Source organism: Inhella sp. (genome assembly GCF_027532025.1).
Taxonomy (GTDB): Bacteria; Pseudomonadota; Gammaproteobacteria; order Burkholderiales; family Burkholderiaceae_C; genus Inhella.
In genome coordinates, this window is sequence record NZ_JAPZSY010000025.1 from 18,859 (window position 1) to 44,955 (window position 26,097).

The 26,097-nt window shown below is 67.3% G+C and carries 27 protein-coding genes; 23 read left to right on the forward strand and 4 right to left on the reverse strand.

Translation table 11 applies throughout. From position 1 onward, the window contains the following. Positions 1-93: 93 nt before the first annotated feature. On the reverse strand, positions 94-600 hold the full coding sequence (locus O9335_RS05140; RefSeq protein ID WP_298384532.1) for a tetratricopeptide repeat protein: 507 nt from the start codon (positions 598-600) through the stop codon (positions 94-96). Between the two features lie 411 nt (positions 601-1,011). Between O9335_RS05140 and O9335_RS05145 the strand changes: the two genes are divergently transcribed. The 7 genes from O9335_RS05145 to O9335_RS05175 all read left to right on the forward strand — a co-directional run bounded on the left by O9335_RS05145 (position 1,012) and on the right by O9335_RS05175 (position 9,164). Continuing rightward, positions 1,012-1,845, forward strand: coding sequence for a flagellin (locus tag O9335_RS05145; protein ID WP_298384536.1), 834 nt, complete (start codon positions 1,012-1,014; stop codon positions 1,843-1,845). Between the two features lie 341 nt (positions 1,846-2,186). Beyond that, the gene (locus O9335_RS05150; protein ID WP_298384539.1) at positions 2,187-3,023 is read left to right on the forward strand and encodes a flagellin; all 837 of its coding nucleotides are present in this window, start codon (positions 2,187-2,189) and stop codon (positions 3,021-3,023) included. A 161-nt stretch (positions 3,024-3,184) separates the two neighbouring features. After that, the gene (locus O9335_RS05155; protein ID WP_298384542.1) at positions 3,185-4,051 is read left to right on the forward strand and encodes a flagellin; all 867 of its coding nucleotides are present in this window, start codon (positions 3,185-3,187) and stop codon (positions 4,049-4,051) included. A gap of 138 nt (positions 4,052-4,189) precedes the next feature. Then, the gene (fliD, locus tag O9335_RS05160; protein WP_298384545.1) at positions 4,190-5,605 is read left to right on the forward strand and encodes a flagellar filament capping protein FliD; all 1,416 of its coding nucleotides are present in this window, start codon (positions 4,190-4,192) and stop codon (positions 5,603-5,605) included. A gap of 138 nt (positions 5,606-5,743) precedes the next feature. Further along, positions 5,744-6,172, forward strand: coding sequence for a flagellar export chaperone FliS (fliS, locus tag O9335_RS05165; RefSeq protein ID WP_298384548.1), 429 nt, complete (start codon positions 5,744-5,746; stop codon positions 6,170-6,172). Between the two features lie 38 nt (positions 6,173-6,210). Further along, the gene (locus O9335_RS05170) at positions 6,211-6,510 is read left to right on the forward strand and encodes a flagellar protein FliT (protein WP_298384551.1); all 300 of its coding nucleotides are present in this window, start codon (positions 6,211-6,213) and stop codon (positions 6,508-6,510) included. A gap of 302 nt (positions 6,511-6,812) precedes the next feature. Beyond that, entirely contained in the window at positions 6,813-9,164 is a 2,352-nt protein-coding gene (locus O9335_RS05175; RefSeq protein ID WP_298384555.1) for a DUF1631 family protein, read from the forward strand. 40 nt (positions 9,165-9,204) lie between these two features. On the opposite strand, the gene fliE is transcribed toward O9335_RS05175, so the two are convergent. Further along, the gene (fliE, locus tag O9335_RS05180) at positions 9,205-9,537 is read right to left on the reverse strand and encodes a flagellar hook-basal body complex protein FliE (RefSeq protein ID WP_298384558.1); all 333 of its coding nucleotides are present in this window, start codon (positions 9,535-9,537) and stop codon (positions 9,205-9,207) included. A gap of 111 nt (positions 9,538-9,648) precedes the next feature. Here fliE and fliF point away from each other — a divergent pair, with 111 nt between their 5' ends. The 13 genes from fliF (at position 9,649) to fliR (ending at position 21,044) form a co-directional block, all read left to right on the forward strand. Then, positions 9,649-11,361, forward strand: coding sequence for a flagellar basal-body MS-ring/collar protein FliF (gene fliF / locus O9335_RS05185; protein ID WP_298384562.1), 1,713 nt, complete (start codon positions 9,649-9,651; stop codon positions 11,359-11,361). 10 nt (positions 11,362-11,371) lie between these two features. Next, positions 11,372-12,367, forward strand: coding sequence for a flagellar motor switch protein FliG (gene fliG, locus O9335_RS05190; RefSeq protein WP_298384566.1), 996 nt, complete (start codon positions 11,372-11,374; stop codon positions 12,365-12,367). 36 nt (positions 12,368-12,403) lie between these two features. Next, on the forward strand, positions 12,404-13,183 hold the full coding sequence (locus O9335_RS05195) for a FliH/SctL family protein (RefSeq protein WP_298384568.1): 780 nt from the start codon (positions 12,404-12,406) through the stop codon (positions 13,181-13,183). A gap of 17 nt (positions 13,184-13,200) precedes the next feature. Continuing rightward, positions 13,201-14,628, forward strand: coding sequence for a flagellar protein export ATPase FliI (gene fliI, locus O9335_RS05200; RefSeq protein ID WP_298384570.1), 1,428 nt, complete (start codon positions 13,201-13,203; stop codon positions 14,626-14,628). Position 14,629: 1 nt separating this feature from the next. After that, complete coding sequence (gene fliJ, locus O9335_RS05205; RefSeq protein ID WP_298384573.1) at positions 14,630-15,088, forward strand: flagellar export protein FliJ; 459 nt, start codon at positions 14,630-14,632, stop codon at positions 15,086-15,088. A 12-nt stretch (positions 15,089-15,100) separates the two neighbouring features. Next, positions 15,101-16,513: a flagellar hook-length control protein FliK gene (locus tag O9335_RS05210; RefSeq protein WP_298384576.1), complete on the forward strand. Its 1,413-nt coding sequence runs from the start codon at positions 15,101-15,103 to the stop codon at positions 16,511-16,513. Between the two features lie 71 nt (positions 16,514-16,584). Next, positions 16,585-17,190, forward strand: a complete 606-nt coding sequence (fliL, locus tag O9335_RS05215; protein ID WP_298384579.1) for a flagellar basal body-associated FliL family protein — start codon at positions 16,585-16,587, stop codon at positions 17,188-17,190. A 22-nt stretch (positions 17,191-17,212) separates the two neighbouring features. Then, the gene (fliM, locus tag O9335_RS05220) at positions 17,213-18,217 is read left to right on the forward strand and encodes a flagellar motor switch protein FliM (RefSeq protein WP_298384582.1); all 1,005 of its coding nucleotides are present in this window, start codon (positions 17,213-17,215) and stop codon (positions 18,215-18,217) included. Further along, positions 18,207-18,668 carry a flagellar motor switch protein FliN gene (fliN, locus tag O9335_RS05225; protein ID WP_298384585.1) on the forward strand — a complete coding sequence of 154 codons (462 nt, stop codon included), beginning with the start codon at positions 18,207-18,209 and terminating at the stop codon, positions 18,666-18,668. Before fliM ends, fliN begins: the two co-directional genes overlap by 11 nt. An 86-nt stretch (positions 18,669-18,754) precedes the next feature. After that, the gene (locus tag O9335_RS05230) at positions 18,755-19,081 is read left to right on the forward strand and encodes a flagellar biosynthetic protein FliO (RefSeq protein WP_298384588.1); all 327 of its coding nucleotides are present in this window, start codon (positions 18,755-18,757) and stop codon (positions 19,079-19,081) included. Beyond that, positions 19,078-19,815 (forward strand): flagellar type III secretion system pore protein FliP, encoded by a 738-nt coding sequence (gene fliP, locus O9335_RS05235; RefSeq protein ID WP_298384591.1) that lies wholly within the window; start codon positions 19,078-19,080, stop codon positions 19,813-19,815. Before O9335_RS05230 ends, fliP begins: the two co-directional genes overlap by 4 nt. A 182-nt stretch (positions 19,816-19,997) precedes the next feature. Beyond that, a complete protein-coding gene (gene fliQ, locus O9335_RS05240) occupies positions 19,998-20,267 on the forward strand; it encodes a flagellar biosynthesis protein FliQ (RefSeq protein ID WP_298384594.1) in 270 nt (89 codons plus the stop codon). Positions 20,268-20,279: 12 nt separating this feature from the next. Then, positions 20,280-21,044: a flagellar biosynthetic protein FliR gene (gene fliR / locus O9335_RS05245; RefSeq protein WP_298384597.1), complete on the forward strand. Its 765-nt coding sequence runs from the start codon at positions 20,280-20,282 to the stop codon at positions 21,042-21,044. Here the strand turns inward: fliR and O9335_RS05250 are convergent, their stop codons facing one another. Beyond that, positions 21,045-21,686, reverse strand: a complete 642-nt coding sequence (locus O9335_RS05250; RefSeq protein ID WP_298384600.1) for a response regulator transcription factor — start codon at positions 21,684-21,686, stop codon at positions 21,045-21,047. Continuing rightward, complete coding sequence (locus O9335_RS05255) at positions 21,683-22,822, reverse strand: response regulator (RefSeq protein WP_298384603.1); 1,140 nt, start codon at positions 22,820-22,822, stop codon at positions 21,683-21,685. Before O9335_RS05255 ends, O9335_RS05250 begins: the two co-directional genes overlap by 4 nt. A gap of 198 nt (positions 22,823-23,020) precedes the next feature. Between O9335_RS05255 and O9335_RS05260 the strand changes: the two genes are divergently transcribed. From O9335_RS05260 to O9335_RS05270, 3 genes are read left to right on the forward strand one after another with little or no spacing between them, the layout of a single operon-like run. Further along, the gene (locus tag O9335_RS05260) at positions 23,021-23,518 is read left to right on the forward strand and encodes a hypothetical protein (protein ID WP_298384606.1); all 498 of its coding nucleotides are present in this window, start codon (positions 23,021-23,023) and stop codon (positions 23,516-23,518) included. A 32-nt stretch (positions 23,519-23,550) separates the two neighbouring features. Continuing rightward, positions 23,551-23,913: a response regulator gene (locus O9335_RS05265; RefSeq protein WP_298384609.1), complete on the forward strand. Its 363-nt coding sequence runs from the start codon at positions 23,551-23,553 to the stop codon at positions 23,911-23,913. 18 nt (positions 23,914-23,931) lie between these two features. Next, entirely contained in the window at positions 23,932-26,088 is a 2,157-nt protein-coding gene (locus O9335_RS05270; protein WP_298384611.1) for a chemotaxis protein CheW, read from the forward strand. Positions 26,089-26,097 lie beyond the last annotated feature (9 nt).

The window sequence follows — 26,097 nt, forward strand, 5'->3', positions numbered from 1 at the left end:
ACTCCGCCCCGAAATCAGACGCTGGCTGCACCACCCGTTGGGCGGCTCACCGAGGTCCTGTCAGAAAAAGCCTGACAAGACCCCTCACTGACCTCAGACCGCCTTCTGCGTCTGCCGTGTCAGGCGCTGAATCCGAGCCAGCTCCGTCTTGACCAGCGGCAGCAAGTCGGGGGCTTCGGCCATCAAACTTTGCTTGGCCTTGCCGCGCAGCAGCTTGCGCAAGGCGCTGCTGGCCTCCACGGCCTCGCCCAAGCCGCTCAGGGCGAACCCCAGCGCGTACCAACTCGGGCCATGGTGGGGCTGCAGTTGCAGCGCGTCGCGCGCATAGCGGGCCGCGTGGGCGTACTCGCCGGCGCTGAGCAGCATGGCCGCCATGTCGCTCTGCAGCTCAAAGCTCATCGGCTGGGTGTTCAGCGCCCTCAACAGCAGGCTCACGCTGCGGCCCAGCTCGCCGCGGGCCGCTTCGGCGTAGGCCGAACTGCGCGCCGCCGCCAGCAAGGCCATGGCTTCGGTGATCGATTGACCGGGCGCGGCCATCACGCCGCTGGCCGCCGCACGGCGGGCCCAATCCTGGGAGGGGTTTTGCATCTGCAGGGACATGGACAGCTCCGTGGGCCAAGCTCGCTCGGCGAGGGGGACACAAACCACCAAATGGCGTGCGCGAGCGCGCGATCGGCAGCAAGAAGCCTGACTTTAGAAATTTCGCCACGCCATCAAACCCGAGAGTTGGGCGCCCATCGCCCCCCAGCTTCCGGCGTGACGGGCTTCACGCCAAACAGGGCGTTGCCTCCCCCTCTTTTCAAAAGATGCCTGGCCTTGACAAGCCGGCCTCAAGTTCCCTCGGCCGCGCGCCGACAACCTTCTCAACGGATCTGCGGATCGCGTTGTCCGGCTCGCGAGGCCCGGGGCGCTCCACCAGGAGCCACCCAGACCAAGGGGTGTCGGGCGGGGCCGCAAGGCTCTTCTCTTCGGCCCCGCCGGGCCTTTTTCACCCGCTGAAAGGAAACGACCATGCCCGCCATCATCAACACCAACATCACGTCGCTGAACGCGCAACGCAACACGGCCATGAGCCAGGCGTCGCTGACCACCGCCGTGCAGCGCCTGTCCTCGGGCCTGCGCGTGAACTCCGCCAAGGACGACGCCGCCGGCCTGGCCATCGCCGAACGCATGAATGCCCAGGTCAAAGGCATGAATGTGGCCATTCGCAATGCCAACGACGGCATTTCGCTGGCCCAGACCGCGGAAGGCGCACTCGGCAAAGTCGGCGATGCCCTGCAGCGGATGCGCGAGCTGGCAGTGCAAGCTCGCAATGCCACCAACACCACCGCCGACAAAACCTCGCTGGACAAGGAGTACCAACAGCTCGGCGACGAAATTGAACGGGTGCTGGGGGGTACGACGTTCAACGGCAAGGCCATCGTGGGTGCTGACGCAGGCGCCCAACTCTTCCAAGTGGGCGCCAACACCTCGGCCAATGACGAGATCACGGTGACCACGACGAACTTCGTGACCGACACCGACATCACCGCCGTCACGGGGGGCAACCTGAACGGTGACGCGGCCGCGCTCAAGACCGTGATCGACAACCTCGACACCGCGTTGAACAAGGTCAACGGTGAACGGGCCACCTACGGTGCCGTGCAAAACCGCTTTGACGCGGTCATCAGCAACCTCATGGTCTCGGTCGAAAACCAAGCCGCCGCGCGCAGCCGCATCACGGACGCTGACTTCGCCGTCGAAACCGCCAACCTGAGCCGGGCGCAGATCCTTCAGCAGGCGGGCAATTCGATGATCGCCCAAGCCAACGCGTTGCCCCAGCAGGTCCTGTCGCTCCTTCGATGACGCCTGGCCGACTTCGCTGACCTCAAGCGAAGTCGCCACCGGCGGCAATCGGGGCCCTCCGCCGGCCCAAGAAGCGAGCTACTTGAGCCCACCAGCCCAAGCCCCCTGACCGCCAGTTGTGTTCGCGCCAACTGGCGGTTTTTTCCGCCCCTTTTCTGAGGATTGAAAACCGCCCACGCCTTCAAGTCGCGCTCCGCCCCGTCGAAAACGGTTCCAACGGGATCGCAGGCCACGCGGCCCGGTGACCTCTCCCGAGGTGACCGAGTGCAGTGCTGCATGCCGTCCAGCAGCGCACGCTGCCTCGTCCCTGAAACCGTCACCCGTTCTGAAAGGACCGCGACATGCCCGCCATCATCAACACCAACATCGCGTCGTTGAACGCGCAGCGCAACACGGCGATGAGCCAAGCGTCGCTGCAAACCTCGGTTCAACGCTTATCCAGCGGCTTGCGCGTCAACTCCGCCAAGGACGACGCCGCCGGCCTGGCCATTGCCGAACGCATGAGTTCCCAGGCACGCGGCATGATGGTCGCCATCCGCAACGCCAACGACGGCATCTCGCTGTCTCAAACGGCCGAAGGCGCCCTGTCCAAAGCGGGCGACGCGCTGCAGCGCATGCGCGAACTGGCCGTGCAGGCCCGCAATGCCACCAACACCACCACCGACAAGGCCTCGCTGAGCAAGGAATTCGAACAGTTGGGCGACGAGATTGAGAGGGTGCTTGCGGGGACAACCTTCAACGGCCGCGCCATCGTGGGCGCCGACGCCGGCGCGCAGTTGTTCCAAGTGGGCGCCAACACCTCGACCAACGATGAAATCACCATAACGACGCTGAATTTCGCCACCGACGGCGACGTCACGGCCGTCACGGGCGCCAACCTCAACGGCGACGCCGCGGCGCTGAAGACCGTGATCGACAACATCGACACGGCCCTTAACAAGGTCAACGGCGAACGCGCCACCTACGGTGCCGTGCAAAACCGGTTCGAAGCCGTGATCAGCGCGCTGATGGTGGCCTACGAGAACCAAACCGCCGCCCGCAGCCGCATCATGGACGCCGACTTCGCCGTCGAAACCGCCAACCTCAGCCGCGCCAATATCCTGCAGCAGGCGGGCAACTCGATGGTGGCGCAGGCCAACGCCCTGCCCCAAGGTGTGCTGGCCCTCTTGCGCGGCTGACGCCCCAACCCGGCGCCCGCTGCGGCGCCGGGTCCTCTCACTGACGGAATGGCGGCCAAACCGGCCGCTTTTCGGCGCTTTGCGGCGCACGCCCTGCTCCAAGAATCTGCCTCATCCGGTTTGGCCCGTCGGCCCCGGCGCAGATTCGCAAGGAGTGCGTGATGCCGCAGATCATCAACACCAACATCGCTTCGCTGAACGCGCAGCGCAACCTGAACATGTCCCAGGGGGCGCTGCAGGTGGCGACCCAACGCCTGTCCTCGGGCCTGCGGGTCAACTCAGCGAAAGACGATGCCGCCGGCATGGCCATCGCCGAGCGCATGCACGCCCAGGCTCGCGGCTTTGCCGTGGCCATGCGAAACGCCAACGACGGCATCTCGCTGGCCCAGGTGGCCGAAGGCGCCCTGGCGCGGGTCACCGACAACCTGCAACGCATGCGAGAGCTGGCCATCCAGGCCCGAAACGCCACGAACAGCCCCAGCGACAAAAACGCGCTGGACAAAGAGTTCGGTGAGCTGGCCAAAGAAATCCAGCGCAACATCCGCGGCACCACCTTCAACGGCAAGCCCATCCTGGCCGACGCCGCCGGTACGCAGGTCTTCCAGGTGGGCGCCAACACGACCGACAACGACGTGATCGAGTTCACCACCACCAACCTGGCCGCTGACGCCCTGGTGACCGTCATCAGCGGCACCGACGCCACGGGCTCGGGTCGGGCCACCATCGACGGCACGACCGACATCACGCAGATCGCCACCGTGATTGCCAACATCGACGCCGCGTTCGACAAGATCAACGGTGACCGGGCCATCCTGGGCGCCCAGCAAAACCGGTTCGACGCGGTGATCAGCAACCTGCAGATCTCGTACGAAAACCAGATGGCGGCCCGCAGCCGCATCATGGACGCCGACTACGCGCAAGAGACCTCGGCGCTCAGCCGCGCCAACATCCTGCAGCAAGCGGGCACCGCCATGGTTGCGCAGGCCAACCAGCTGCCGCAGCAGGTGCTGCAGCTGCTGCGGGGCTGACAACCGGGCGAAGGCGGCGTGAAATTTTTCACACTGCCACCCTCAAGTCCTCTCGAAAGCGGCCGAAGACCCTGGGGCGGAAGGCCCCCTGGGGGCCGGCCGCTGTACTCGCATGGGGATTTTTGAGGAGAACGCACCATGGCCACCATCTCGTCCGCCGGCATCGGCAGTGGGATCGACGTCGAGACGCTGATTTCGCGCCTCGTCGCCGCGGAGCGCACGCCCATCACCCAGCTGCAACGCAACACCGATGGCTTGAAAACCCAGCTGTCGGCCTTCGGCAAGTTGCAGTCCCAGCTGTCCACCTTGCGCGATGCCGCCACCAAGCTGACCCGCGCCGACACGTTCACCGCAGCCACCGTCGCCGCAGCCGATGCCACCGTGACAACGGCCACGGCCACGGCCGGTGCGGCCGCCGGCGCCTACACCGTCAACGTCAACCGCTTGGCGGCGGCACAGTCGCTGGCGTCCAACGCCATCCCCAGCGGCACAGGCGTGGGAGCGGGCACGATGACGATCACCTTCGGCCGCTACAACGACGACCTGAGCAGCTTCGACACCGACCCGACCCGCACCTCGCTGGTCATTCCCATCATTTCCGGGCAAGACCAACTGGAAAAGGTGCGGGACCAGATCAATGCACTGAAGGCCGGCATCGTGGCCAGCGTGGTCAGTGACGTGAACGGCTCGCGACTGGTCATGCGCGGCAGCAACTCCGGCCAAGCCAACGGCTTCAAGGTCGAGGTGAGCGATGCCGACGGCAACAACACCGACGGCAGTGGCCTGTCGTCGTTGGCCTACGACCCCACCGCCGGGGTGAACCCCGGGCTGTCCAAGCAAGCGGCGCTGAACGCCCGCGTCAACATCGATGGCATCGACATCGAGTCGGCCACCAACGAAATCACCGGCGCCATCGAAGGCGTGACACTGAACCTGCGCAAGGCCGGCGCCAGCACCACCGTGAACGTGGGGCAAGACAAAGAGGCCATCAAGAAAGCCATCACCGATTTCGTCACGGCTTACAACGGCACCATCACCCTGCTGCGCGAACAAAGCCGTGTCGACCCCGCCACCCGCGGAGGCGGCCCCTTGAAGGGCGACAGCACGGTGAACGGCATCCAGTTTCAGTTGCGCGCCCTGGCTGGGGCCAGCACGACGCTCGGGGGCAGCCTGGACCGGCTGGCGGCCATCGGACTGGAACCCCAAACCGATGGCACGCTGAAGGTGGACAACACCAAGTTGGACGCCGCCCTGGGCAACAGCACCAGCCTGCGGGCCTTGTTCGCCGGCGAGGACACAGGCAACGCCAGCAACAGCGGCCTGGCCTTGCAGTTCAAGGGGGCGGTGGACACGCTGCTGAACACCGACGGTCGCTTGGACTCTCGTCAAAAGGGCATCCAATCGCGCATCAGCAACAACGACAAGCGCGGCGAAGAGCTGGAGCGTCGGCTGAGCCTGATGGAGAAGCGGTTGCGCCAGCAGTACACGGCCTTGGATGCCACGATGAGCAAATCGAACAACTTGGCCGCGTACGTCAATCAGCAATTCGGCTGATGAGCGCGGGCGGCGCCCGGCCCCCGGCGAAAGCGTGAATTGCCCCGCGGTGGGGCGGCAATCCCGGGGCTGTGCGAGCTCAAGTTGCCGGGGCAGGCGTCGAAAACCTAGGTAACTCTCCAGCGCCCAGGTGTCCCGATGTTCAACCCTTCATCGCCTTTCGCACCCCGCCACAGCCGGCCGGCGCACGTCTACAGCCGAATCGGCCTGGAAACCGAGGTCGACGGTGCCAGCCCGCATCGCCTGATCCAAATGCTGTGGGACGGGCTCTTCGATGCCTTGGCGCGTGCCGAAGGCGCCTTGCAGGCCGACCAACGCGACATCAAAGCGCGCGCCCTGTCGAAAGCCGTTCGCATCCTCGATGAGGGGCTGAAAGCAGGACTCGACCCGGAGAACGGCGGTCCGCTGGCCTTGCAATTGCGCGACTTGTACGCCTACGCGAGCCTTCGCCTGACGCAAGCGAACTTGCGAGACGACCTGAGGGCCATCCAGGAAGTGCGCCAAATCCTGGCGCCCGTTCGCGACGCTTGGGCGCAGATTGCCCCGTCCAACGCCGCCGCCGCCTGAGGCCCTTGCCCACCCATTCAGCTCAGGGACACACCGCCGTGAACGCCCAACTCCTCAGCTACTACGAAGCCATCGAGCAGGCCAGCGCCGACATGCTGCAGTGCGCCCGCGCCGGCAATTGGGACGAGGTGGTCAAGCTTGAGGGCGCCTGCGCCCTGCTCATCGCCCAGCTCAAACACGCCGCCAGCGACCAAAGCCTGGGCCCCGACGAGGCGCCGCTGAAGGCGCGGATCATGCAGCGGATCTTGGTGAACGATGCCGAGATCCGCGCCTTGGCCGAGCCTTGGTTGGACGATTTGGGCCGCTGGGTCGCGCCCGGCAGCCCTTCGCTGCACTGAGCCTCAACACGGCAGTTGACCGCTTCACCCCTCACGCCAATCCTGGTTCCCCACACCCTGGACGCTCACGAGCGGGTTCAACCCTCGGGTGGCCGCGCGACGCCAGCACGTGGCGGTTGCGGGCAGAGGCGAGCGCGGCCAGCGACGGGGGCGGCACATTGGCACGCTGAGACCCCGACAGTGCCCCCAGGGCTGCGCTGAGGGCTGGGCGCCTGGGCTAGAGTCTGCGGACGTCCCGGCCCGTTCGGGCCCCACGGTTCCTTGACCCATGCGCTCTTTCGCAGAGCGGTCCTCCGCGCCCCATGTCTGACGCAGACCTCATTCGCCGCCACTTGGTGGCTGTGTCCACCTCGGCACCGGCTTTGTGCCAGCGCGTGGTCGAGTCCTTGCTCTCGCGCCTGCAGGACCCCACCCACCTCAGCCTCGACCCCGCCATCCGCGCGCAGACGCTGTCGGCCGTGGCTTGGCTCAAGGGGTCGGCCGGCCGCCTCTCGGCCGCCTTTGCTCGGCACTGGCAGCAGAACATGGACCAACCCAGCCGACCCGCTGCGCCGACCGCAGCTCGGCCGCTGGCCCTGCTGGAGTTGAAGGACCTCGCGCTCGTCGACGAAGACCAGGCGGTGCGCGACATCGAAATCTCGCGCGTGGTGCAGGCCGTCGACTTGCAAGCCGAATGGGAGTGGCGCGAGCTGATGAGCCAGATTCGTGCTTTGCAGCGCGACCCCTTGGGCGACGGCCCCCTGCTCGCCGACGATCACCCGGCCAGCCCGGCGTCCGTGGGCCGGTCCTTTGGCCAGGCGGTGCAAGAGCTGGCCCCGAGCGCTGAAGCACGCTCTGGCGCCATGCGCGCCGCAGCCGCGGTCACGGCGGGCGAGTTGCGCCTGTTCTACCTGCAATGCAGCGAACAGTTGCGACGCTGGGGGGCCACCGACGCGGCGTACGGCGCCATCGTCACCTCCCCCACCTCGGGCGCAGCAGGGGGGGCGGCGGGGGCGCCCCCAGGGATGTCGCCTGGGGCCTTGGGGGCCCCGACCGTTTCGGGTGTCGCCACCGTCTCGGGCACGACGGGCTTCACGGGATTCACCGGGCTCAGTGGGCTCAGTGGGCTCAGTGGGCTGAGCGGGCTGAGTGGGCTGAGCGGCCACAGCGGTTTGTCGACCGTCTCTGGAGCCAGCCTCAGCGGTGCCGCCGGCCTGCCGCCTTCGACGCCAGCCCCACCGGCGGAAGCGGTCGAACCGGTGTCACTCACCTTCCGCGCCGGGCTGGACCGCCTGGCCTCGGTCACGCGCGCGGACGACCCGCCGACCAGCCACGGGGCCGATCTGCAACGCCTGGCCGACATGCTGGCCGGCATTCCGTCCGAGTCCGCAAAGGCGCCCGCAGCGGGCGCGGCGGGCGCAAGCCCTGTCGACCGTCAGCATGCCGTCGTCCAGGGCCTGTTCGGGCAGATCGTCCAAGACCCGCGACTCGACCGCCAAGTCAGGCGCTCCATCGCCAAGCTGGAGCAGGTCGTGACGCGGCTGGCCCAAGTCGACCCCACGCTGCTGACCAACGACGACCACCCGACCTGGGCACTGATCAACCGCATCGCAGCGCACGCCGGCGACCACCCAGCGGCACACGATCCGATCGGCACCGACTTCATGGGCTTCGTCGAGCCGGTGGTCGAGCGCTTGGCTCAAGGGGGGGGGCGCCAAGATTTCGAGTCCGCGCTGGCCGACGTGCAGGCTTACATCGCCGACGACGAGGCCCGCCAAGAGGCACGGACCGCGCCTGCCCGCGAAGTGCTGCGCCGCGCCGATCAGGAAAAGGCGTTGATCCCGCTGCTGCGTCAGCAGGTCGACATCCAATTGGCCAAGGCGCCGGCCATCAGCCAAACCCTGCACACCTTCCTCACGGGACCTTGGACCGAGATCCTGGCGCGCGCCATGGCCGTGCAGGGCGATGAATCGGCCGAAACCCAGGCCCTGGTGGGCACGGTGGACGAATTGCTGGCCAGCCTGCAGGTGCCGGCCAACGATGCCGAGCGGGTGCGCATCATGCGGGGCTTGCCCAAGCTCATCGAGCGGGTGCAGCAAGGCATGGAGCTAGTCGACTTGCCGCAACCGCATCGCGAGCGGGTGCTCAACGACTTGATGGGCACCCACCGTCGGGTGCTGTTCTCGAACAGCACATCCACGCCCAGCCCCGAGGTCAGCAGCAGCGGGCCCGACACGGACATCGACTGGCGCGCCAGCGACGCGTCGTTGACCGAGCGCCCCCTGGACGACCCGCTCCCGGATGACGGCGTGGACACCCGGCCCAGCAACACCTGGACGGGTGGGGAAAGCAACGTCGGCCAATTGCCGACGGTGCCCATGGCCTTGGACACCGAGGAAGCGGCCCTCGCCGTGAACCGCTGGATGGATGGCCTGCGGCCGGGCACGCGCTGCAAGCTGTTCTTGCAGGGGCAGTGGACGACCGCACGCATGGCTTGGCGCAGCGACAACGGCCGTTTCTTCATGTTCACCTCGCCCCTGGCTGGCGGTGCGCATTCGATGACCCGCCGCGCCTTGGAACGGCTGCGGGCCGAGGGCCTGGCGACCGAATTGGCGGAATCGAGCGCAGTGCAGCGCGCCATCAGCGGGCTGAAGCGGCAGTTGCAGGGGCGCTGAAGCTAAAAACGCCGCATCGCCGACACACCCTCCGAGGGCGTCAGACCTGCATGTTCATGATCTCGGAGTAGGCCGAGACCAGGCGGTTGCGAACTTGCAGCACGGCTTGAAAGCCAATTTGGCTTTTCTGCATGGCAACCATGGTCTCCTCCAGGCTCACCGTGGGGTTGTCCATCTGGACCTCGCGCTGCAAGCGGGATGCCTCCAGCTGGCTGCGGCTGACGCCCTGCAATGCCTGGCTCATGGCGTCCGCAAAGCTCGCACCCGCCACCGGCGCCGCCTTCGCTGAGCCCGCCAAGCCTTGCGGCGCGGACAGGCCGGCACGGGCCACCGCGCTGGCGAAGTCGAAGGGTTTGAGCTGCACCGGATTCATGACGGGACGAAGCCTAGGCCGTCCACCACCGACCCATGGCGCAAAGTAAGGGCCGCTTTATCGGCTTGTTTGGCGCACGCTTGAGGGGTGAGGTCCAAATAATCGCTCGCCATGGACACCACCCTTGCTGCCCCTGCTTCTGGCGCCGTCGTCGTGACGGAGCCGGTCCGCCTGGCCGACCGCCTGCAGGCCATGCCCCGACGCAACCAAATCGGCCTCATGGCGGGGCTGGCCTTGATCGTCGCCGTGCTGGTGCTGCTGGCGCTCTGGGGCCGGGGAGGGGACTACCGGCCGGTGTTCACCGGCTTGTCCGACAAAGACGGCGGCGCCGTCATCGCGCAACTGGCCCAAATGCAGGTGCCCTACAAGAACGAGCCCGGCGGCACCATCCTCGTGCCCGCGGCGCAGGTGTACGACGTCCGCATGAAACTGGCCAGCGCCGGACTGCCCAAGGGCAGCCTGGTGGGCTTTGAACTGCTGGACAAACCGAGCATGGGCCAGACCCAGTTCAACGAGCGGCTGAACTTCCAGCGGGCCCTGGAAGGCGAGCTGACCCGCACCATCACGGCCCTGGCCGACGTGGCCGACGCCCGCGTGCACCTGGCCATCCCCCAACAGACCGGCTTCTTCCGCGAGCAGCAAAAGCCCAGCGCCAGCGTGATGCTGCACCTGCGGGGGGGCCGAGCGCTCGACCGCGGACAGATCGCGGGCATCGTGCACCTGGTTTCGGCCAGCGTGCCCGAACTGCGACCCAGCGCGGTGAGCGTGTTGGACCAAACCGGCAAGCTGCTCAGCGGCAGCAACGACGACGGCGTCGGCTTGGGGATGGAAGCGCAGCAGCAAACCTACAAGGCGCAGTTCGAAGCGGGGCTCAGCCAACGCATCCACGCCTTGCTGGAGCCCATCGTGGGCCCGAACAACCTGCGCGCCACCGTGGTGGCGGATTTGGATTTTTCGCAGGTGGAGCAAACCAGCGAAGCCTACGTGCCCAACCAAGGCGCCAGCGCGCCCCAAGCGGTGCGCAGCCAACAGACCAACGAATCGCTGAGCGGCAACGGCAACGCCACCCCCACCGGCGTGCCTGGGGCGGTCAGCAACCAGCCTCCCGTGCCGGCGCAAGCGCCCATCACCGGCGCCAGCGCCCCGCTGCAGGCGGCCCAAGGCGCGGGTGCCAACAGCTCCAGCCGCCGCGACAGCGTGACCAATTTCGAACTCGACAAGACGGTGCGCGTGGTGCGGCAAGCCAGCGGCGGTGTGCGCCGCTTGTCCACCGCGGTGGTGCTCAACCACCGCACCAAGGTGGACGCCAAGGGCAAGACCACCACGGAGCCCGTTCCCGAGGCCGAGGTCGAGCGCCTGACCGCCTTGGTGCGCGAAGCCATCGGCTACAACGCGCAGCGCGGCGACAGCCTGCAAATCCTCAGCGCCCCCTTCGTGAAGCCCGACATCGAGGAGGTGAACGTCCCGCTGCTGCAGCAACCCTGGGTGCGCGACCTGGTCGGCTCCGGGGCGGTTCCGCTGGCCTTGGTGCTGGTGGCGCTCATCGTGGTGTTCGGCATGGTGCGCCCGGCCATCAAGGCCGCCTACCCCGATGATCCGAAAGATCTGGTCAAGACCGTCCCCGCGGGTGCACAGTTGAGCGAGGTGGTGGGCGACACGCCCCAACTGGAGGGCCCGAAAGCCGAATTGGGCCTGCCCGCACTGGAAGCGCCCATCGACGCCACCAAACTCGAGCGCGCCCGCATGATGGCGCAGGGTAACCCCCTGGCGGTGGCCAACATCGTGCGCGCCTGGATGAACGGCGAAGAGCCGACCGTCGGCTGAGGAGCAGAACATGGACGACAAAGGGGTCGAAGACGCCGCCATCCTCTTGATGACCTTGGGCGAGGAGGAGGCCTCCGAGGTGTTCAAGCACTTGGCACCGAAAGAGGTGCAAAAGCTGGGCGAAACCATCGCCAAGCTCAAGGTGGTGCCGCGCACCCGCGTGGAAGACGTGCTGGAACGCTTCGAGAAAGTGGCCGGCACGCAAAGCATGCTGGTCAGCGACACCGACGAGTACGTGCGCCAGGTGCTTCGCAAGGCCCTCGGGGAAGACAAGGCCAACCTGCTGCTGGACCGCATCCTGCAAGGCAGCGATGTGTCGTCCATCGAGAGTTTGAAGTGGATGGACCCGGTGTCGGTGGCCGAATTGCTGCGCAACGAACACCCACAAATCGTGGCCGCCATCTTGTCGCACCTGGAGTTCGATCAAGTGGCCGACGTGCTCAAGCAGTGGACGGAGCGACACCGCAACGAGGTGCTCATCCGCATCGCCACCCTCGATGGCGTGCAACCCACGGCCCTGAAGGACCTCAACGAGGTGATGAGCCAAATCTTGTCGGGCGGAGACCGCATGAAGCGCAGCAGCCTGGGCGGCGTCAAGAGCGCGGCGGAAATCATCAACATGATGGGCTCCAGCGTGGAGGCCTCGGCGCTGGACTACATCCGCGAGCTCGACAGCGAGTTGGCGCAGAAGATCATGGACAACATGTTCACGTTCGACGACCTGGAAAAGGTCGACGACAAGGGCATCCAGTCCCTGCTCAAGGAGGTGCAGTCCGAGTCGCTGGTGCTGGCCCTCAAGGGCGCCAGCCCCGACCTGCGCGAGAAGATCTTCCGCAACATGTCCACGCGGGCGGCCGAAACCCTGCGCGAAGACCTCGAAAGCCGCGGTCCGGTGCGCCTGTCCGAGGTGGAAGCCGAGCAAAAGGAAATGCTCAAGATCGTTCGCCGCTTGGTCGACGAAGGCCAGATCGTGCTGGCCACCGGCGGCGACGACCAGTTCCTGTAAGGTGCGGACGTCTGAACCATGCCTGGGTTCTCCCCCATGAGCGCCAAGCCCGTCAAGAACGTGCCCCCTCCCCAGGGTGGCACCCACAAGCCTGCCAGCACCTACGGGCGCTTTATCCCGCGCGAGGAGATCGAGCAGGTTCAACCCTGGCGACCCGACGCGCTCGGCGGCCTCGGCAAGCCACGACCGCCCCTGTCTGCCCCCGCCGCGCCAGCAGCCCCAGCCCCGGCAGCCGCCCCCACGCCGCCGCCGCCCGACCCCCGCGAGTTGCTGGCTGCCGCCCGACAAGCCGGCTACCAGGATGGCTTGCGCGATGGCCAAGCCAGCGCCGACGCCTTCAAGCAGGTGCACGCGCGGCAGGTGGCGACTCAAATCGGTGCGCTCGTGGCCAGCTTCGATCAAGCGCTGAGCCAGATCGAACAGCACATGGCCGATGCGCTCACCCGCGCCGCGGTGGAGCTCGCCCAACAGGTGGTGCGGGCCGAGCTTCAGCAGCACCCCGAGCACATCGCCCGCGTGGCGCACGAGGCCGTCGAGACCCTGATGCTCAACGCCCGGCATGTGCGCGTTTACGTCCACCCGGACGACCTCCCCTTGGTGCAAGACGGCGCTGCCGACACCCTGCGCAGCCGCGGGGCCCAATTGGTGGCGGACGACGCCTTGGAGCGCGGTGGCTGCCGCGTGGACAGCGACATCGCCAGCGTCGACGCCCTCATCGCCCACCGCTGGCAGCAAGCCGCCGCCCAACTGGGCCAGAATACCCCGTGGGGCCCCGCACCCACGGGCGACAGCCTGGTGGAGCCGGACGAATCGTGACCGCCCCCGGCGCCCCCATGAGCACCGCTGAGCGCACGGCCCGGTGGCGACTGTTTTTGGCCGACCTGCAGGCGCACGCCAGCGAACCCCTGGCGCTGGAGGCCGAGGGCAAGCTCACCCGGGTGGCCGGCTTGGTGCTGGAAGCCAGCGGCGTGAACGCCCCGGTGGGCGCCCTGTGCGAGATCCACCGCCCCGATGCCCGCCCGGGCGAGCGCGCTGCCCGGGCAGAGGTGGTGGGCTTCGGCAACGACCGCGCTTTCCTCATGCCCACGGACGAGCTGCAAGGCCTGTCCAGCGGTGCTCGCGTGCGCGTGCGCAGCACGCCGCCCCGCCCGCCACGCTTGGGCGAGCCGCGCCACCCTTGGCGCCGCGACGCCGACCGCGGCTTGCACCTGCCCATGGGCGCCGGCCTGTTGGGCCGCGTGGTGGACGCCTTCGGGCACCCCATGGACCGCCGCGGGCCGTTGGAGCATGTCGAGCGCGCCCCCATGGCCCGCCGCCCCATCAACGCCATGGACCGCGACCCGGTGCGCACCCCGCTGGACACCGGCGTGCGCGCCATCAACGCCTTGCTCACCGTCGGCCGCGGCCAGCGCCTGGGCCTGTTCGCCGGCACCGGCGTGGGCAAGTCGGTGCTGCTGGGCATGATGGCCCGATACACGCAGGCCGATGTCATCGTGGTCGGCCTCATTGGCGAACGCGGCCGCGAAGTCAAAGAGTTCATCGAAGACATCCTGGAAGAAGAAGGCCTGGCCCGCAGCGTGGTCGTCGCCGCCCCGGCCGACGCGCCCCCATTGGTGCGCATGCAGGGCGCCGCGTACGCCTCGGCCATCGCCGAGCACTTCCGCGACCAAGGCCTGCACGTGCTGCTGCTGATGGACAGCCTCACCCGCTACGCCCAAGCGCAGCGCGAGATCGCCTTGGCCATCGGCGAGCCGCCCGCCACCAAGGGCTACCCGCCCAGCTGCTTCGCCAAGCTGCCCATGCTGGTGGAGCGCAGCGGCAACGGCGTGGCTGGCGGCGGCAGCATCACGGCCTTCTACACGGTGCTCAGCGAAGGCGACGACCAGCAAGACCCCATCGCCGACGCGGCCCGCGGCATCTTGGATGGCCACTTCGTGCTCAGCCGCGAGTTGGCCGAGGCCGGCCATTACCCGGCCATCGACGTCGAGCGCTCCATCAGCCGCGTGATGACGGCGGTGGCCCCCTCCATCCATGTCGAGCAGGCACGGCGCTTTCGCCAATTGCTGGCCAAGTACAACAAAGCGCGCGACCTGATTCAGATTGGCGCCTACGCTCCTGGCAGCGACCCCGAACTGGACTTGGCCGTGCGCCTGTTGCCCGCCATGAACCAGCTGCTGCAGCAAGACATGCACACCGCGGCACCGCTGGCCGTGTCCGTCGCCCAGATGAGCGCTGTGCTGAGCACGGCCACCGGCGCTTGAGATGGCCAACCTGGACACCCTGCAACTGGTGCTGCGGCAGGCCGAGCGTGAGCGCGACCAAGCCCAGGCCCTGATGCTGCAAGCCCAAGCCCGGGCCAACCAAGCGCGTGCCCAGGCGCAAGACCTGCATCGCTACCAGGGCGAGTACGACGCCCGCTGGCACCAGCAGTTCCAGCACAGCAACACCGGCATCGAAACCCTGCAGAACTACCGCCGCTTCGGCGACCGACTGGGCGAGGCCATCGCCCAGCAGGGCCAGTTGGCCACCGTGCTCGAAGGTCGCCTGGACTTGGCCCGTCAAGCCCTTCAAGACAAGGAAATGCGCGTCGCGGCCATCCGCAAACTCATCGAGCGGCGCTGGGCCGAGGCCCAGCGACTGGCCGCTCGGCAAGAGCAAAAAGCCAACGACGAATTCGGCCAACGCCGCCTGGGCGCCCCAGGCGCCGCCCTGCGCCCCTGAGCGCCGTCCACCATGCCCATCGCCAACCGCCCCGATCCCCTGCTGCCCCTGGGTGGCGCCCCGAACCCACGGGCCACGCTTCCAGGCACGACCGTGAGCACCGACCGTGGCCCCGGCTTCGCCGATTGGCTGGCGCGCGCGCGCCCCGAACCGGTGCGCCCACCCGCTGCGGCCCAACAGCCCCCAAGGCCTGAGCGTGCCGAACGCGCCAACCCCTCGCCCCAGCCCGCGAGCCCGCCTGCGCGCTCCCCCGACAGCCGCGCCGCGCAGCGGCCCCACGAACCGTTCAACCACGCCGCCGACGAACCCGAGCGCGCCCCCATGCACGCCGCGAACGTAGCTGCGGCGCTGGGCACCGAAGGCCCCGACGAGGCCCCCGAGCCCGCTGAAGACGCCTCGGGCACGAAACCGCTCAGCGCCGACCATGCAGAGCCCGCGATCCAGGCCTTCAGTTCCGACGTGCCCCAACCACGATCGGCAGAAGCCGGCCAGCCCACCGGCCTGGCGCTGCCGGCGGCCGCAGCATCCGCCACGGCCAGCGACGTGACGACCGATGCGGAGGCGACAGCAGCCTCCCTCTCGCTCCACCCTTGGGCCGCCTCGGGACGCGCCAGGGGACCGACGTCGACCGGAGCGGCAGCGGAGGGCCACGCACCGCCCGAGCCGCCCTCGTCCGCCGCCGACCTCGACGACGCTCAGGGCTTGGGCCGCCCCGACCCCATGCGACGCGGTGCCAGTCCTCGCGCCGCGGGGCGGGGCACGCCAGAGCCAACCGACACGGCGGCCATGGCGACGTCGGCCACGGCGCCGGGGGCAGGCACGCCGCGGAGCGATGGCGAGCTGGGCCTGCGAGCCGCACGGGGCGGTCGCGACGCCTTGCCGGAACGCGGATGGCGCGCCGAAGCGGTGAACGCCGGCACACCGCTCGCCAGCAGCGGGGCCGATCCATCCGCCAGCCTGCGCCTGGGCGGCTCCTCGCTGGCCCCCACACCGGCCGCCGCTGCGTTGGCGCCTCCGTTGGACCATCCCGACTTTGCGGCCGCGCTGGGGGCGCAAGTGGCGGTTTGGGCCCGGGATGGCCAGCATGAAGCCGAATTGCGTCTGAACCCCGGCAGCCTGGGCGCCGTGCAGGTGTGGATCGGTGTGGAAGGCGGGCAAGCCCAAGTGCGCTTCACCGCCGACCTGGGCAGCACCCGCGATGCGCTGCAAGCCGCCCTGCCCGACTTGGCCCAGGCCCTCGCCCGAGAAGGGCTGCAACTCGGCGGGGCCGACGTGCAAAGCCGCCAACAGCGCGGCGAGTCCCCGCCGAGCGAACGCCGTTCAGGGGACCGCGGCCCGCGCGGCGCGCAGCAGGCGGTCGTGGGCTTGGAGGGCCTGCCCCCACCCCGCCCGGCGGGCCGCGGCTTGCTCGACCTTTACGCCTGATTTCCGTGCCTGATTTCGCGATGGTCTACCGTTGTCGCGCCGAATAATCGGAACCACACCCTGGAGAACCCATGGCCACCGCTGCCCCTGAAGCCGCTGCCGCTGCCCCTCCCGCTGGAGGCGGCAAAAAGAAGCTGATCATGATCATCGTGATCGTGCTGGTGGTCGTGCTCATCGGTGCTGGCGCGGCCGTGATGCTGCTCAAAAAGAAGCCCAAGGCCGAAGAAGGCGACGAGGAAGCCGACGGCACGCCCGCGGCGGCCGAGGTGCACAAAGCCAAACCCAGCGCGCCCCCCGTGTACCTGCCGCTCGACCCCTTCACGGTCAACCTGACCGACAAGGACGCCGACCGCTACGCCCAAGTCGGTGTCACGCTCGAAGTCGTCGACCAAAAGACCGCCGACCAACTCAAGGCCTACTTGCCGGCCATCCGTTCCGGCGTCATCGTCGTGCTGTCGCACAAAACCGCGGTCGATTTGCTGAGCCACGAGGGCAAGAAGAAGCTGCAGCACGAGATCCTGGCAGAGGCCGTGCGCCCGCTGGGCTACGAGTTGGAGCCGGAAGAAGCGCCTGCCGCCGACGAGGACGAAGAAGCCCCCAAGAAGAAGAAAAAGAAGAAGAAGGCCCCCGCGCTGCCGGTGACCCAGGTTCTGTTTTCGCAATTCATCGTGCAGTGACCGCTGCCGCCTCGGCCTCGCCATGAACCAACAAATCCTCTCGCAAGACGAAGTCGATGCCCTGCTTCAGGGCATCACGGGCGAGAGCCAGAAGCTCGAGCAGGAAGAAGTTCCTGAGGGCGGCATTCGCGAGTACCGCCTGGAGAGCCAGGAGCGGATCGTCCGTGGGCGCATGCCCACGATGGAAATCATCAACGAGCGCTTCGCCCGCAACATCCGCGTCGGCCTGTTCAACTTCATCCGCAAGAGCCCCGAAGTCGCCATCGGCGGCATCAAGGTGCACAAGTACAGCCACTTCCTGCGCGAGATCGTCGTCCCGACGAACTTCAACATCATGGCGGTCAAGCCGCTGCGCGGCTCGGGCTTGGTGGTGTGCGACCCGACCCTGGTGTTCGCCGTGATCGACGCCTTGTACGGGGGCCAGGGCAAGTTCCACGCGCGCATCGAGGGGCGCGACTTCTCGCCCACCGAGCAACGCGTCATCCAGCGCCTCATCGAAGTCATCACCGCCGAATACCACAAGGCCTGGCGCGGCATCTACCCGCTGGAGTTGGAGTACGTGCGCAGCGAAATGCAGCCGCAGTTCGCCACCATCGCCACGCCGTCGGAGATCGTGGTCTCCAGTTCGTTCACGCTGGAGGTCGGCGAGACCACCGGCACCATCTACTTCTGCACCCCCTACTCCACGCTGGAGCCCATTCGCGACGTGCTCTACAGCACCACGCAGGGCGACAGCACCGAGCCCGATCGCCGCTGGGTCAACCTGCTCAAGAACCAGATCCAGGCCGCCCAGGTCGAGCTGGTGGCCGAGCTGGGCACCGCCCCGGCCACGGTGGAGCAGTTGCTGGCCTTCAAGCCCGGGGACTTCATCGAACTCGACCTCGAAGCCATGATCAAGGCCAAGGTCGACGGGGTGCCCGTCTTCGATTGCCAGTACGGCACGAGCAACGGCAAGTACGCCATCAAGATCCACGAAATGCTGACCGGCTCGCAGGCCAGTTGGCTGGGAGCACGCAATGACGCCTGACGAACCGAGCACGGGCAGCGACGACCAGGACGCCCTGGCCGCGGAGTGGGCAGCGGCGCTGGCGGAGTCTGGCGCGGGTGGTGGAGGAAGCGATACCGCGGTGGTGGATGAACCTCCCCAGGTGGAACAGGTGGCGCCCGCCTCTTTCGCGAACTTCTCGCCCACGTCGCTGCCCAGCGGGGCCAACGACATCAACATGATCCTCGACATCCCGGTGCAACTCACCGTGGAGTTGGGGCGCACGCGCATCCCCATCAAGAACATCCTGCAACTCGCCCAGGGCTCGGTGGTCGAGCTGGACGCGCTGGCCGGCGAGCCCATGGACGTGCTCGTCAACGGCTACCTGATCGCCCAAGGCGAGGTCGTGGTGGTGAACGACAAGTTCGGCATCCGGCTGACCGACATCGTGACCCCTTCCGAGCGCATGCGCCGCCTGTCCAAGGGCCAATGAGGGCGCGCTCGATCGTTCGATAAGCCCCCGAACCCGGCCTCAAAAGCGGCGTTTTCGCCAAGGTCTCGCTGCCCACAATGGGCTGCATGACGACCTCCTCCTGGCTCCCCGCGCTGTGGTTCCTGGCCATCCTGGCGCTCATCCCAGTGGCGCTGTGGCTGCTCAAACGCTCGCCCTTGCCCTTGGCGGGCTTGCAGCCCGGCCTGCGGGTGGTGGGCGTCACCAGCCTGGGTCCGGGTCAACGCCTGCTGACGGTGGAGCTGGGCGAGGGCGCGTCACGCCGTTGGCTGCTGCTGGGCGCCACGGCCCAACACATCAACCTGCTGACCGAGTTGCCGCCGCAGGACTTGCCCGCGCCCGAGCGGGTGAGCTTTGCCAAGCTGCTGCAGCGCGCGCGCGGAGGTCAACCATGAAGCGCACCCTCACGGCCGCAGGCCTGCTTTTGGCGGCAGGCGCTGGCTGGGCTCAGTCGGCCGGTAACCTGCCCGTGCTGGTGGGCCAAGGCAGCGGCGGCACCAGCTACTCGGTGCCCATCCAGACCCTGCTGTTCTTCACCGCCTTGGGCTTCTTGCCCGCGGTGCTGCTGATGATGACGGGCTTCACGCGCATCGTCATCGTGCTGAGCCTGATGCGCCAAGCCCTGGGCACGCAGGCCGCGCCGCCCAACCAAGTCATCATCGGCTTGAGCTTGTTCCTGACCTTCTTCGTCATGAGCCCGACGCTCGACAAGGTCTACGCCGAGGCTTGGCAGCCCTACTCCACGGGGCAAATCGGTTTCGACCAGGCGCTGGAGAAGGCCCAAGCCCCGATGCGCGCCTTCATGCTGAAGCAAACCCGGCAGAGCGACCTCGCCTTGTTCTCGCGCCTGGCCAAAGTGGACAACGCGGTCAAAGCCGAAGACGTTCCCTTCCGCGTGCTCGTGCCCGCCTTCGTCACCAGCGAGCTGAAGACGGCGTTCCAGATCGGCTTCATGATCTTCATCCCCTTCTTGGTCATCGACATGATCGTGGCCAGCGTATTGATGAGCTTGGGGATGATGATGCTGTCGCCCGTGTTGGTGGCCCTGCCCTTCAAGCTGATGCTCTTCGTGCTGGCCGACGGCTGGAACTTGCTCATCGGCTCGCTGGCGGCGTCGTTTGCCGTATGACAGGCCCCCAGGCTCCGGGCCTGCGGCCCTCCTCCACCCCCCGAGGGGGCCCTCCGGGCTTGGGGCGGCCCGGCGCCCTTCCGCTTGGCCCCCAGGCTCCGGGCCTGCGTCCCTCCTCCACCCCCCGAGGGGGCCCTCCGGGCTTGGGGCGGCCCGGCGCCCTTCGGTCACGTTAGGTCGCTATGGATCCCCAACAAGTTTTCACCATCGGCCAGCAGGCGTTGTGGATGCTGCTGCTGGTCGCTGCGCCGGTGCTGGGCGTCATCCTCGTGGTCGGCGTGGTCATCAGCGTGCTGCAAGCCGCCACGCAGATCAACGAAGCCACCCTGTCCTTCGTGCCCAAGATCCTGGCGGCCATGGCCGTGCTGGCCCTGGCTGGGCCGTGGATGGTGACGCAGTTGGTCGAGTACATCCAGCGCGTGCTGCAAGGCATCCCAGGCGCCATCGCCTGAGCGACCTCCGCCATGATCGGGTTCACCGAAGCCGACATCCTGGCGTGGCTCAACCCGCTGCTGTGGCCTTTCATCCGCTGCCTGGCGCTGTTGGCCGGCATGCCGCTGTTCAGCCAACGGAACGTGCCGCTGCCGGTTCGCATCGGCTTGGCGCTGTTTTTCTCCATCGCGGCCCAACCGAGCCTGCCGCCCATGCCGCCGCTGCCGCTGGACAGCCCGCCCCTGCTGCTGATGCTCGTGGCGCAGCAGTTGCTCATCGGCCTCACCATGGGGTTTGCCGTGCGGCTGGCGTTCGCGGCCCTGGAGTTTGCGGGGGAAGTGATCGGTCTGCAGATGGGCTTGAACTTCGCCGGTTTCTTCGACCCAGCCACGGGCGGTCAAGGCACGGCCACCGCCCGTTTCCTCGGCACCATGATGGCGTTTTTGTTCGTGGTCACCAACGGGCACCTGCTGCTGATCCAAGCGCTGGCCGCCAGCTTTCACAGCTTCCCGGTGGGCGCCGAGCCCTTCGCGTTCTTGCGCGCCGTCCAGCCGCAGGTGTGGGGCGCCGAGATCTTTCGCATGGGGCTGTGGGTGGCCCTGCCTCTGGTGGCCCTGCTGCTGTTCGTCAACCTGATGTTGGGCGTGATCGCCCGCGTGGCGCCTCAACTCAACATCTTCGCCATCGGCTTTCCCATCACGGTGAGTGTGGGACTGCTGGGCCTGATGGCCACGCTGCCGCTGATGCAAACCCCACTGGCTGCGGTGCTGGACCGCATGCTGGGGGCGTTCAACTGATCAACTCGGCACCAGGCCGTGGCGGATGGCGTAGACCGTGAGCTCGGCGTTGTTGCGCAACTCCAGCTTTTCGAGCACGCGCGCCCGGTAGACGCTGACGGTCTTCGGGCTCAGCATCAGCTCGTTGGCGATGTCGGACAAGCGCTTGCCCGAGGCGATCATGGTCAGCGTTTGCAACTCGCGATCCGACAGCCGGTCGTGCGCTTGATCGGGCTCCGGCGCGGTGAGGCTTTCCACCAGCATCTGCGCAATCTCGGGCGTCACGTACTTGCGGCCTTGCGCCACCATGCGCACCGCCCCGACCAGATCGCTGGGGTCGCCGCCCTTGTTGACATAGCCGAACGCACCCGCCCGCAAGCACCGGATGGCGTACTGCTCCTCGGGGTACATCGACACCACCAGGGTGCGCAGGGCTTCGCCCGTGTCTTTGAGGGACTGCAACACGTCCAGTCCGCTGCGGCCCGGTAGGTTGACGTCCAGCACCAGCACGTCGGCCTGCCCACCATTGCGCAACCACTCGCGCAAGCCCCCGTAGTCGGCCACCTCACCCACCACCTGCAAGTCGCCCGCGTCGTTCAGGGTGTCTCGGATGCCTCGGCGGATGAGGGCATGGTCGTCGCACAGCAGCACGCGGGTGCTCATCGGGCTTCCTCCAGCCATTCGGCATCCATGTCGATCTCCGTGTCGTTCCCTGCGGCGAGCACGGGCAACGACAACAACAAACGCGTGCCCGCCCCCGGGGCCGAGCTCAGGTCCAGCCAAGCCCCCACCGACGCAGCCCGCTCGCGCAAGCCGCGCAAACCTAGCCCTGCGGTCGGCGGCAAGGCCGCCACGTTCATGCCAACGCCATCGTCGCGCACCTCCACGGTGAGCACGCCGCCCGCCCAAGCCAGTTCGACCGTCACCCGCGTGGCCCGCGCGTGCTTGGCCACGTTGTGCAGGGCCTCCTGCACGAAACGATAAGCCACCAGGGCACGCTCCTCGTCCAGGGGGATGTCCGCATCCGACACCAGTTGGGCTTGGATGCCCTCCTGCTGGCGTTCGAACTGCCCGATCAACCAGTGCAAGGCCGGCACCAGGCCCTCTTGCAGGATGGGGGGTCGCAAGTTCAACATCAGCCGGCGGCTTGCCGCGATGGCCACATCCAAGGTCGCCATGGCCTGCTCGGCACGAGCCGCCTGGGACGGCTGACCGTGGCGCGCCAGCCACGCCAAATCGAACTTCAGGGCCGTGAGCGCGCTGCCCACGTCATCGTGCAATTCCCGAGCCATCGCGGCACGCTCGGCCTCGATGTGCGCTTGCAGGTGGCGGGTCAAAGCCTGCAGTTGCCGCTGGCTCTCGCGCAGGGCCTCGTGGGCCTGGTCGCGGGCCTGTTGGGCTTGCGCAGCCCGGATGGCCTGCTGCAAGGCCGGGGCCAGCCGCTTCAGGTGCGTCTTGAGCAGGTAGTCGGCCGCGCCCTCGCGCATGGCCTCCACTGCGGTTTCTTCACCAATCTCCCCCGACACCAAAAGGAAGGGGATGGACGCCCGCGCCGCGCGCAGCGCGCGAAGCACTTCCAAACCTGACGTGCCCGGCAACTGGTAGTCGCACACGATCGCGTCCCAAGGCTCGGAGAGCGCCTGCAGCACCTCGGGCAGGGTGTCCACGCGCCGCCAGAGCACCGACACACCGGCCTGGGCCAGCAGGGCCTGGATCATCAGGTGGTCCAACTCGGAATCCTCGACGTGAAGCACCCGCCAAACGGGGGCCGAGGTCGCGCGTTGCGGTGGGGGATTCATGCGCGGCAGTATGCCCACAGCCCGCCGGCGGGCCGGGTCGAAGCCGTGAATGGCACCCCATAGGTGCGCCATAGGCCACAACCCGGAGGGATTACCCTAGCGGCGACCCATGCCGACAAGGCCAAGCTTGGGATAGGCTAATGCCGCCTTGAGCAGATTCGCCACGGGGCGAATCAGCAGCAAGGCCACGGAGGCTCCATGCAGGATCCATCACCGAACAACGACCCGCCGTACGCCGATTTCGGCGCCGACGCCGCCGGACCCAACGGGCCGGCGATGCACTTCATGCTGTCGGCCGAGTTGCAAGACCACCTGATGTCCGTTGTCAACGACTTGGAACGCTTGTTGCGACTTTTGGAGGATGCAGGTGAGTCTTTGTCCACACACTTTTTCTCGGCGTCAACGCACGTCCAGGACTTGGCTGAGAAGATCAGCGATGGCGGGGCCCTGCCCCCCGGTTCGCTGGCGCCCGTTTTGCAGGACATCGCTGGCGCCGTGACCGCGATGCAGTTCCAAGACATGTCCACGCAACTGATCAACCACACCATGCTGCGCATCCGAAGCTGCTCCGACCGACTCGCCAGCGATGCTTTTGGCGACGACGGCGACGGCTCGGCCGCGATCGTCGAGGCGCCGCTGCGCCCGAACCCGGTGACCCAAGACGAAGTCGATGCCGGCTCCGTCGAACTTTTCTGACGCTGAACTGATCCCGAAACGGAGAAACCAACATGCCTTCCATCCTTGCCGTTGACGATTCCGCCTCCATGCGTCAGATGGTGACTTTCACGCTGAAGAATGCCGGGTTCAATGTGGTCGAGGCGGTGGACGGTCAAGACGCCTGGGAAAAGGCCAGCCAACGCGACTTTGACCTCGTCCTGACCGACCAGAACATGCCGCGCATGGACGGCATCAGCCTGACCAAGAAGCTGCGCGAGAGCCCGAAGTTCAAGACCACCCCCATCCTGATCCTGACCACGGAATCCAGCGATGCCATGAAGCAGGCCGGGCGCGCGGCCGGCGCCACGGGCTGGCTCGTGAAACCTTTCGACCCCGCGAAGCTGATCGAGGTCATTGGCAAGGTCATCAAGTAAGTCAAGCCGGAGCAGGCCATGGGTGAAATGACCAACGAAGGCAGCAACCTCGGGGCCGGCATCGACCTCAGCCAGTTCTACCAAGTCTTCTTCGAGGAAGCCGGCGAGAACCTGGACAACATGGAGCAGTTGCTGCTCAATGTGAATGTCGACGCTGCCGACGACGAAGAGTTGAACGCCATCTTCCGGTGCGCCCACTCCATCAAGGGCGGCGCGGCCACGTTTGGCTTCAACGACGTGGCCGAGTTGACCCACATCATGGAGACGCTGCTCGACAAACTGCGCCGCCACGAGTTGCAGCCCACCACCCAGATGGTCGACATCCTGCTGCAATCCGGCGATGCGTTGCGCGGCCTCCTGGCCCGGCACGCCGGCACCAGCACCGAGTTGTTGGACAGCTCCGGCTTGGTGGCCAGCATCAAGACCCTCGTTGACGGCGGCACCCTCGAAGGCGGCGCCCCCGTGGTCACGTCAGCGCCGGCGCCGGCACCTGCGGCTTCGGTGATCCACGACGACCAGTTGCCCGACGACGGCAAGCGGTACCTCGAACTGCAGGTCGGACCCCTGAACAACCCGGCACAGGCCGACAACCTGATCGAGTTGTTCAAGGAAATCACCGACCTGGGACAAATCGACATGCTCGACGGTGGCCAATCCGCCGACGGCATGCGTCGCTTCAAGGTCGTGACGACCGCCAATGACAACGACCTGCTCGACCTGTTCACCTTCCATGTGGCGCGCGAACAGGTCAAGATCATCCCGCTGAGCAAGGGCTACGGCTTCTACGACGGTGCCCCTGGCGCGCCCAGGGCCTCCGCCAAGCCGGCCGCAGCGGCGCCCGCTGACGCGAGCTACGGCTTCTTCGACGATGCGCCCGGGGCGCCAGGCGCCTCTTCGGCGGCCCCGGCGCCGGTCCAGCCGCCCGTCGCCGCCGCCCCCGCACCGACCACGGCCGTGGTGGCAGCCCCCAAGCCGGCGGCCCGGGCGGAAGCACGCCCCGCGGCCACGACCGACCAGTCCACCCTGCGCGTGTCCATCGAGAAGGTGGATCAGCTCATCAACCTGGTGGGCGAACTGGTCATCACCCAAGCCATGCTGGCGCAAAACAGCCGCGACGTGGACCCGGGCCTGTACCAACAGCTCACGGCCGGCCTGCCCGACCTGGAGCGCAACACCCGCGACCTGCAAGAAGCGGTGATGTCGATCCGCATGATCCCCATGTCGGTCGTCTTCAACCGCTTCCCGCGCATGTTGCGCGACTTGGCGGCCAAGCTCGGCAAGAAGGTCGACCTGGTGACCCAAGGCGAAGCCACCGAACTTGACAAGAGCTTGGTGGAAAAGATCACCGACCCGCTGACCCACTTGGTGCGCAACAGCTGCGATCACGGCATCGAAATGCCCGCCGACCGCATGGCCAAGGGCAAGCCCGAGATGGGCACCATCACCCTGGTGGCCAGCCACCAAGGCGGCAGCATCGTCATCGAGGTGCGCGACGACGGCCGTGGCCTGAATCGCCAAAAGCTCATCAGCAAGGCCCAGGAAAAAGGCATCGATGCGCACGACGGCATGAGCGACGCCGAAGTGTGGAACCTGATCTTCGCGCCGGGCTTCTCCACGGCCGACCAAGTCACCGACGTGTCGGGCCGCGGCGTGGGCATGGACGTGGTCAAGAAGAACATCACCAGCTTGGGCGGGCACGTCGAGATCGACTCGGCCGAAGGCTACGGCATGAAGGTGTCGGTGCGCCTGCCGCTGACCCTGGCCATCATGGACGGCATGAGCGTGGGCGTGGGCGAAGAGGTCTACATCCTGCCGCTGTCGTCGGTGGTCGAGTCGTTCCAGGTCAAGGCCGACACCATCAAGACCGTGGCCGGCTCGGGCCGCATGGTGGAGGTGCGGGACGAGTTCATGCCCGTCATCGAGCTGGAGAAAATCTTCGACGTGCCGCGATTCGATTTCGAACACGTCTCCAACATCATGGTCGTGGTGGAAGCCGAAGGCGGGCGCGTGGCCCTGCTGGTGGATGAGTTGCTCGGCCAGCAGCAGGTTGTGGTCAAGAACCTCGAAGCCAATTACCGGAAGGTGAGCGACGTCTCGGGCGCCACCATCATGGGCGACGGTCGCGTGGCCCTGATCCTGGACATCGGCAGCCTGGTTCGCCGCTCCCGCCACTGAGCCCTCTCC

What these genes read in the sequence shown, in the direction of transcription:
- O9335_RS05140 (WP_298384532.1), bottom strand. Translation starts at nt 600, where the DNA reads ATGTCCCTGCAGATGCAAAACCCCTCCCAGGATTGGGCCCGCCGTGCG.
- O9335_RS05145 (WP_298384536.1), top strand. Translation starts at nt 1,012, where the DNA reads ATGCCCGCCATCATCAACACCAACATCACGTCGCTGAACGCGCAACGC.
- O9335_RS05150 (WP_298384539.1), top strand. Translation starts at nt 2,187, where the DNA reads ATGCCCGCCATCATCAACACCAACATCGCGTCGTTGAACGCGCAGCGC.
- O9335_RS05155 (WP_298384542.1), top strand. Translation starts at nt 3,185, where the DNA reads ATGCCGCAGATCATCAACACCAACATCGCTTCGCTGAACGCGCAGCGC.
- fliD (WP_298384545.1), top strand. Translation starts at nt 4,190, where the DNA reads ATGGCCACCATCTCGTCCGCCGGCATCGGCAGTGGGATCGACGTCGAG.
- fliS (WP_298384548.1), top strand. Translation starts at nt 5,744, where the DNA reads ATGTTCAACCCTTCATCGCCTTTCGCACCCCGCCACAGCCGGCCGGCG.
- O9335_RS05175 (WP_298384555.1), top strand. Translation starts at nt 6,813, where the DNA reads ATGTCTGACGCAGACCTCATTCGCCGCCACTTGGTGGCTGTGTCCACC.
- fliE (WP_298384558.1), bottom strand. Translation starts at nt 9,537, where the DNA reads ATGAATCCGGTGCAGCTCAAACCCTTCGACTTCGCCAGCGCGGTGGCC.
- fliF (WP_298384562.1), top strand. Translation starts at nt 9,649, where the DNA reads ATGGACACCACCCTTGCTGCCCCTGCTTCTGGCGCCGTCGTCGTGACG.
- fliG (WP_298384566.1), top strand. Translation starts at nt 11,372, where the DNA reads ATGGACGACAAAGGGGTCGAAGACGCCGCCATCCTCTTGATGACCTTG.
- O9335_RS05195 (WP_298384568.1), top strand. Translation starts at nt 12,404, where the DNA reads ATGAGCGCCAAGCCCGTCAAGAACGTGCCCCCTCCCCAGGGTGGCACC.
- fliI (WP_298384570.1), top strand. Translation starts at nt 13,201, where the DNA reads ATGAGCACCGCTGAGCGCACGGCCCGGTGGCGACTGTTTTTGGCCGAC.
- fliJ (WP_298384573.1), top strand. Translation starts at nt 14,630, where the DNA reads ATGGCCAACCTGGACACCCTGCAACTGGTGCTGCGGCAGGCCGAGCGT.
- O9335_RS05210 (WP_298384576.1), top strand. Translation starts at nt 15,101, where the DNA reads ATGCCCATCGCCAACCGCCCCGATCCCCTGCTGCCCCTGGGTGGCGCC.
- fliL (WP_298384579.1), top strand. Translation starts at nt 16,585, where the DNA reads ATGGCCACCGCTGCCCCTGAAGCCGCTGCCGCTGCCCCTCCCGCTGGA.
- fliM (WP_298384582.1), top strand. Translation starts at nt 17,213, where the DNA reads ATGAACCAACAAATCCTCTCGCAAGACGAAGTCGATGCCCTGCTTCAG.
- fliN (WP_298384585.1), top strand. Translation starts at nt 18,207, where the DNA reads ATGACGCCTGACGAACCGAGCACGGGCAGCGACGACCAGGACGCCCTG.
- O9335_RS05230 (WP_298384588.1), top strand. Translation starts at nt 18,755, where the DNA reads ATGACGACCTCCTCCTGGCTCCCCGCGCTGTGGTTCCTGGCCATCCTG.
- fliP (WP_298384591.1), top strand. Translation starts at nt 19,078, where the DNA reads ATGAAGCGCACCCTCACGGCCGCAGGCCTGCTTTTGGCGGCAGGCGCT.
- fliQ (WP_298384594.1), top strand. Translation starts at nt 19,998, where the DNA reads ATGGATCCCCAACAAGTTTTCACCATCGGCCAGCAGGCGTTGTGGATG.
- fliR (WP_298384597.1), top strand. Translation starts at nt 20,280, where the DNA reads ATGATCGGGTTCACCGAAGCCGACATCCTGGCGTGGCTCAACCCGCTG.
- O9335_RS05250 (WP_298384600.1), bottom strand. Translation starts at nt 21,686, where the DNA reads ATGAGCACCCGCGTGCTGCTGTGCGACGACCATGCCCTCATCCGCCGA.
- O9335_RS05255 (WP_298384603.1), bottom strand. Translation starts at nt 22,822, where the DNA reads ATGAATCCCCCACCGCAACGCGCGACCTCGGCCCCCGTTTGGCGGGTG.
- O9335_RS05260 (WP_298384606.1), top strand. Translation starts at nt 23,021, where the DNA reads ATGCAGGATCCATCACCGAACAACGACCCGCCGTACGCCGATTTCGGC.
- O9335_RS05265 (WP_298384609.1), top strand. Translation starts at nt 23,551, where the DNA reads ATGCCTTCCATCCTTGCCGTTGACGATTCCGCCTCCATGCGTCAGATG.
- O9335_RS05270 (WP_298384611.1), top strand. Translation starts at nt 23,932, where the DNA reads ATGGGTGAAATGACCAACGAAGGCAGCAACCTCGGGGCCGGCATCGAC.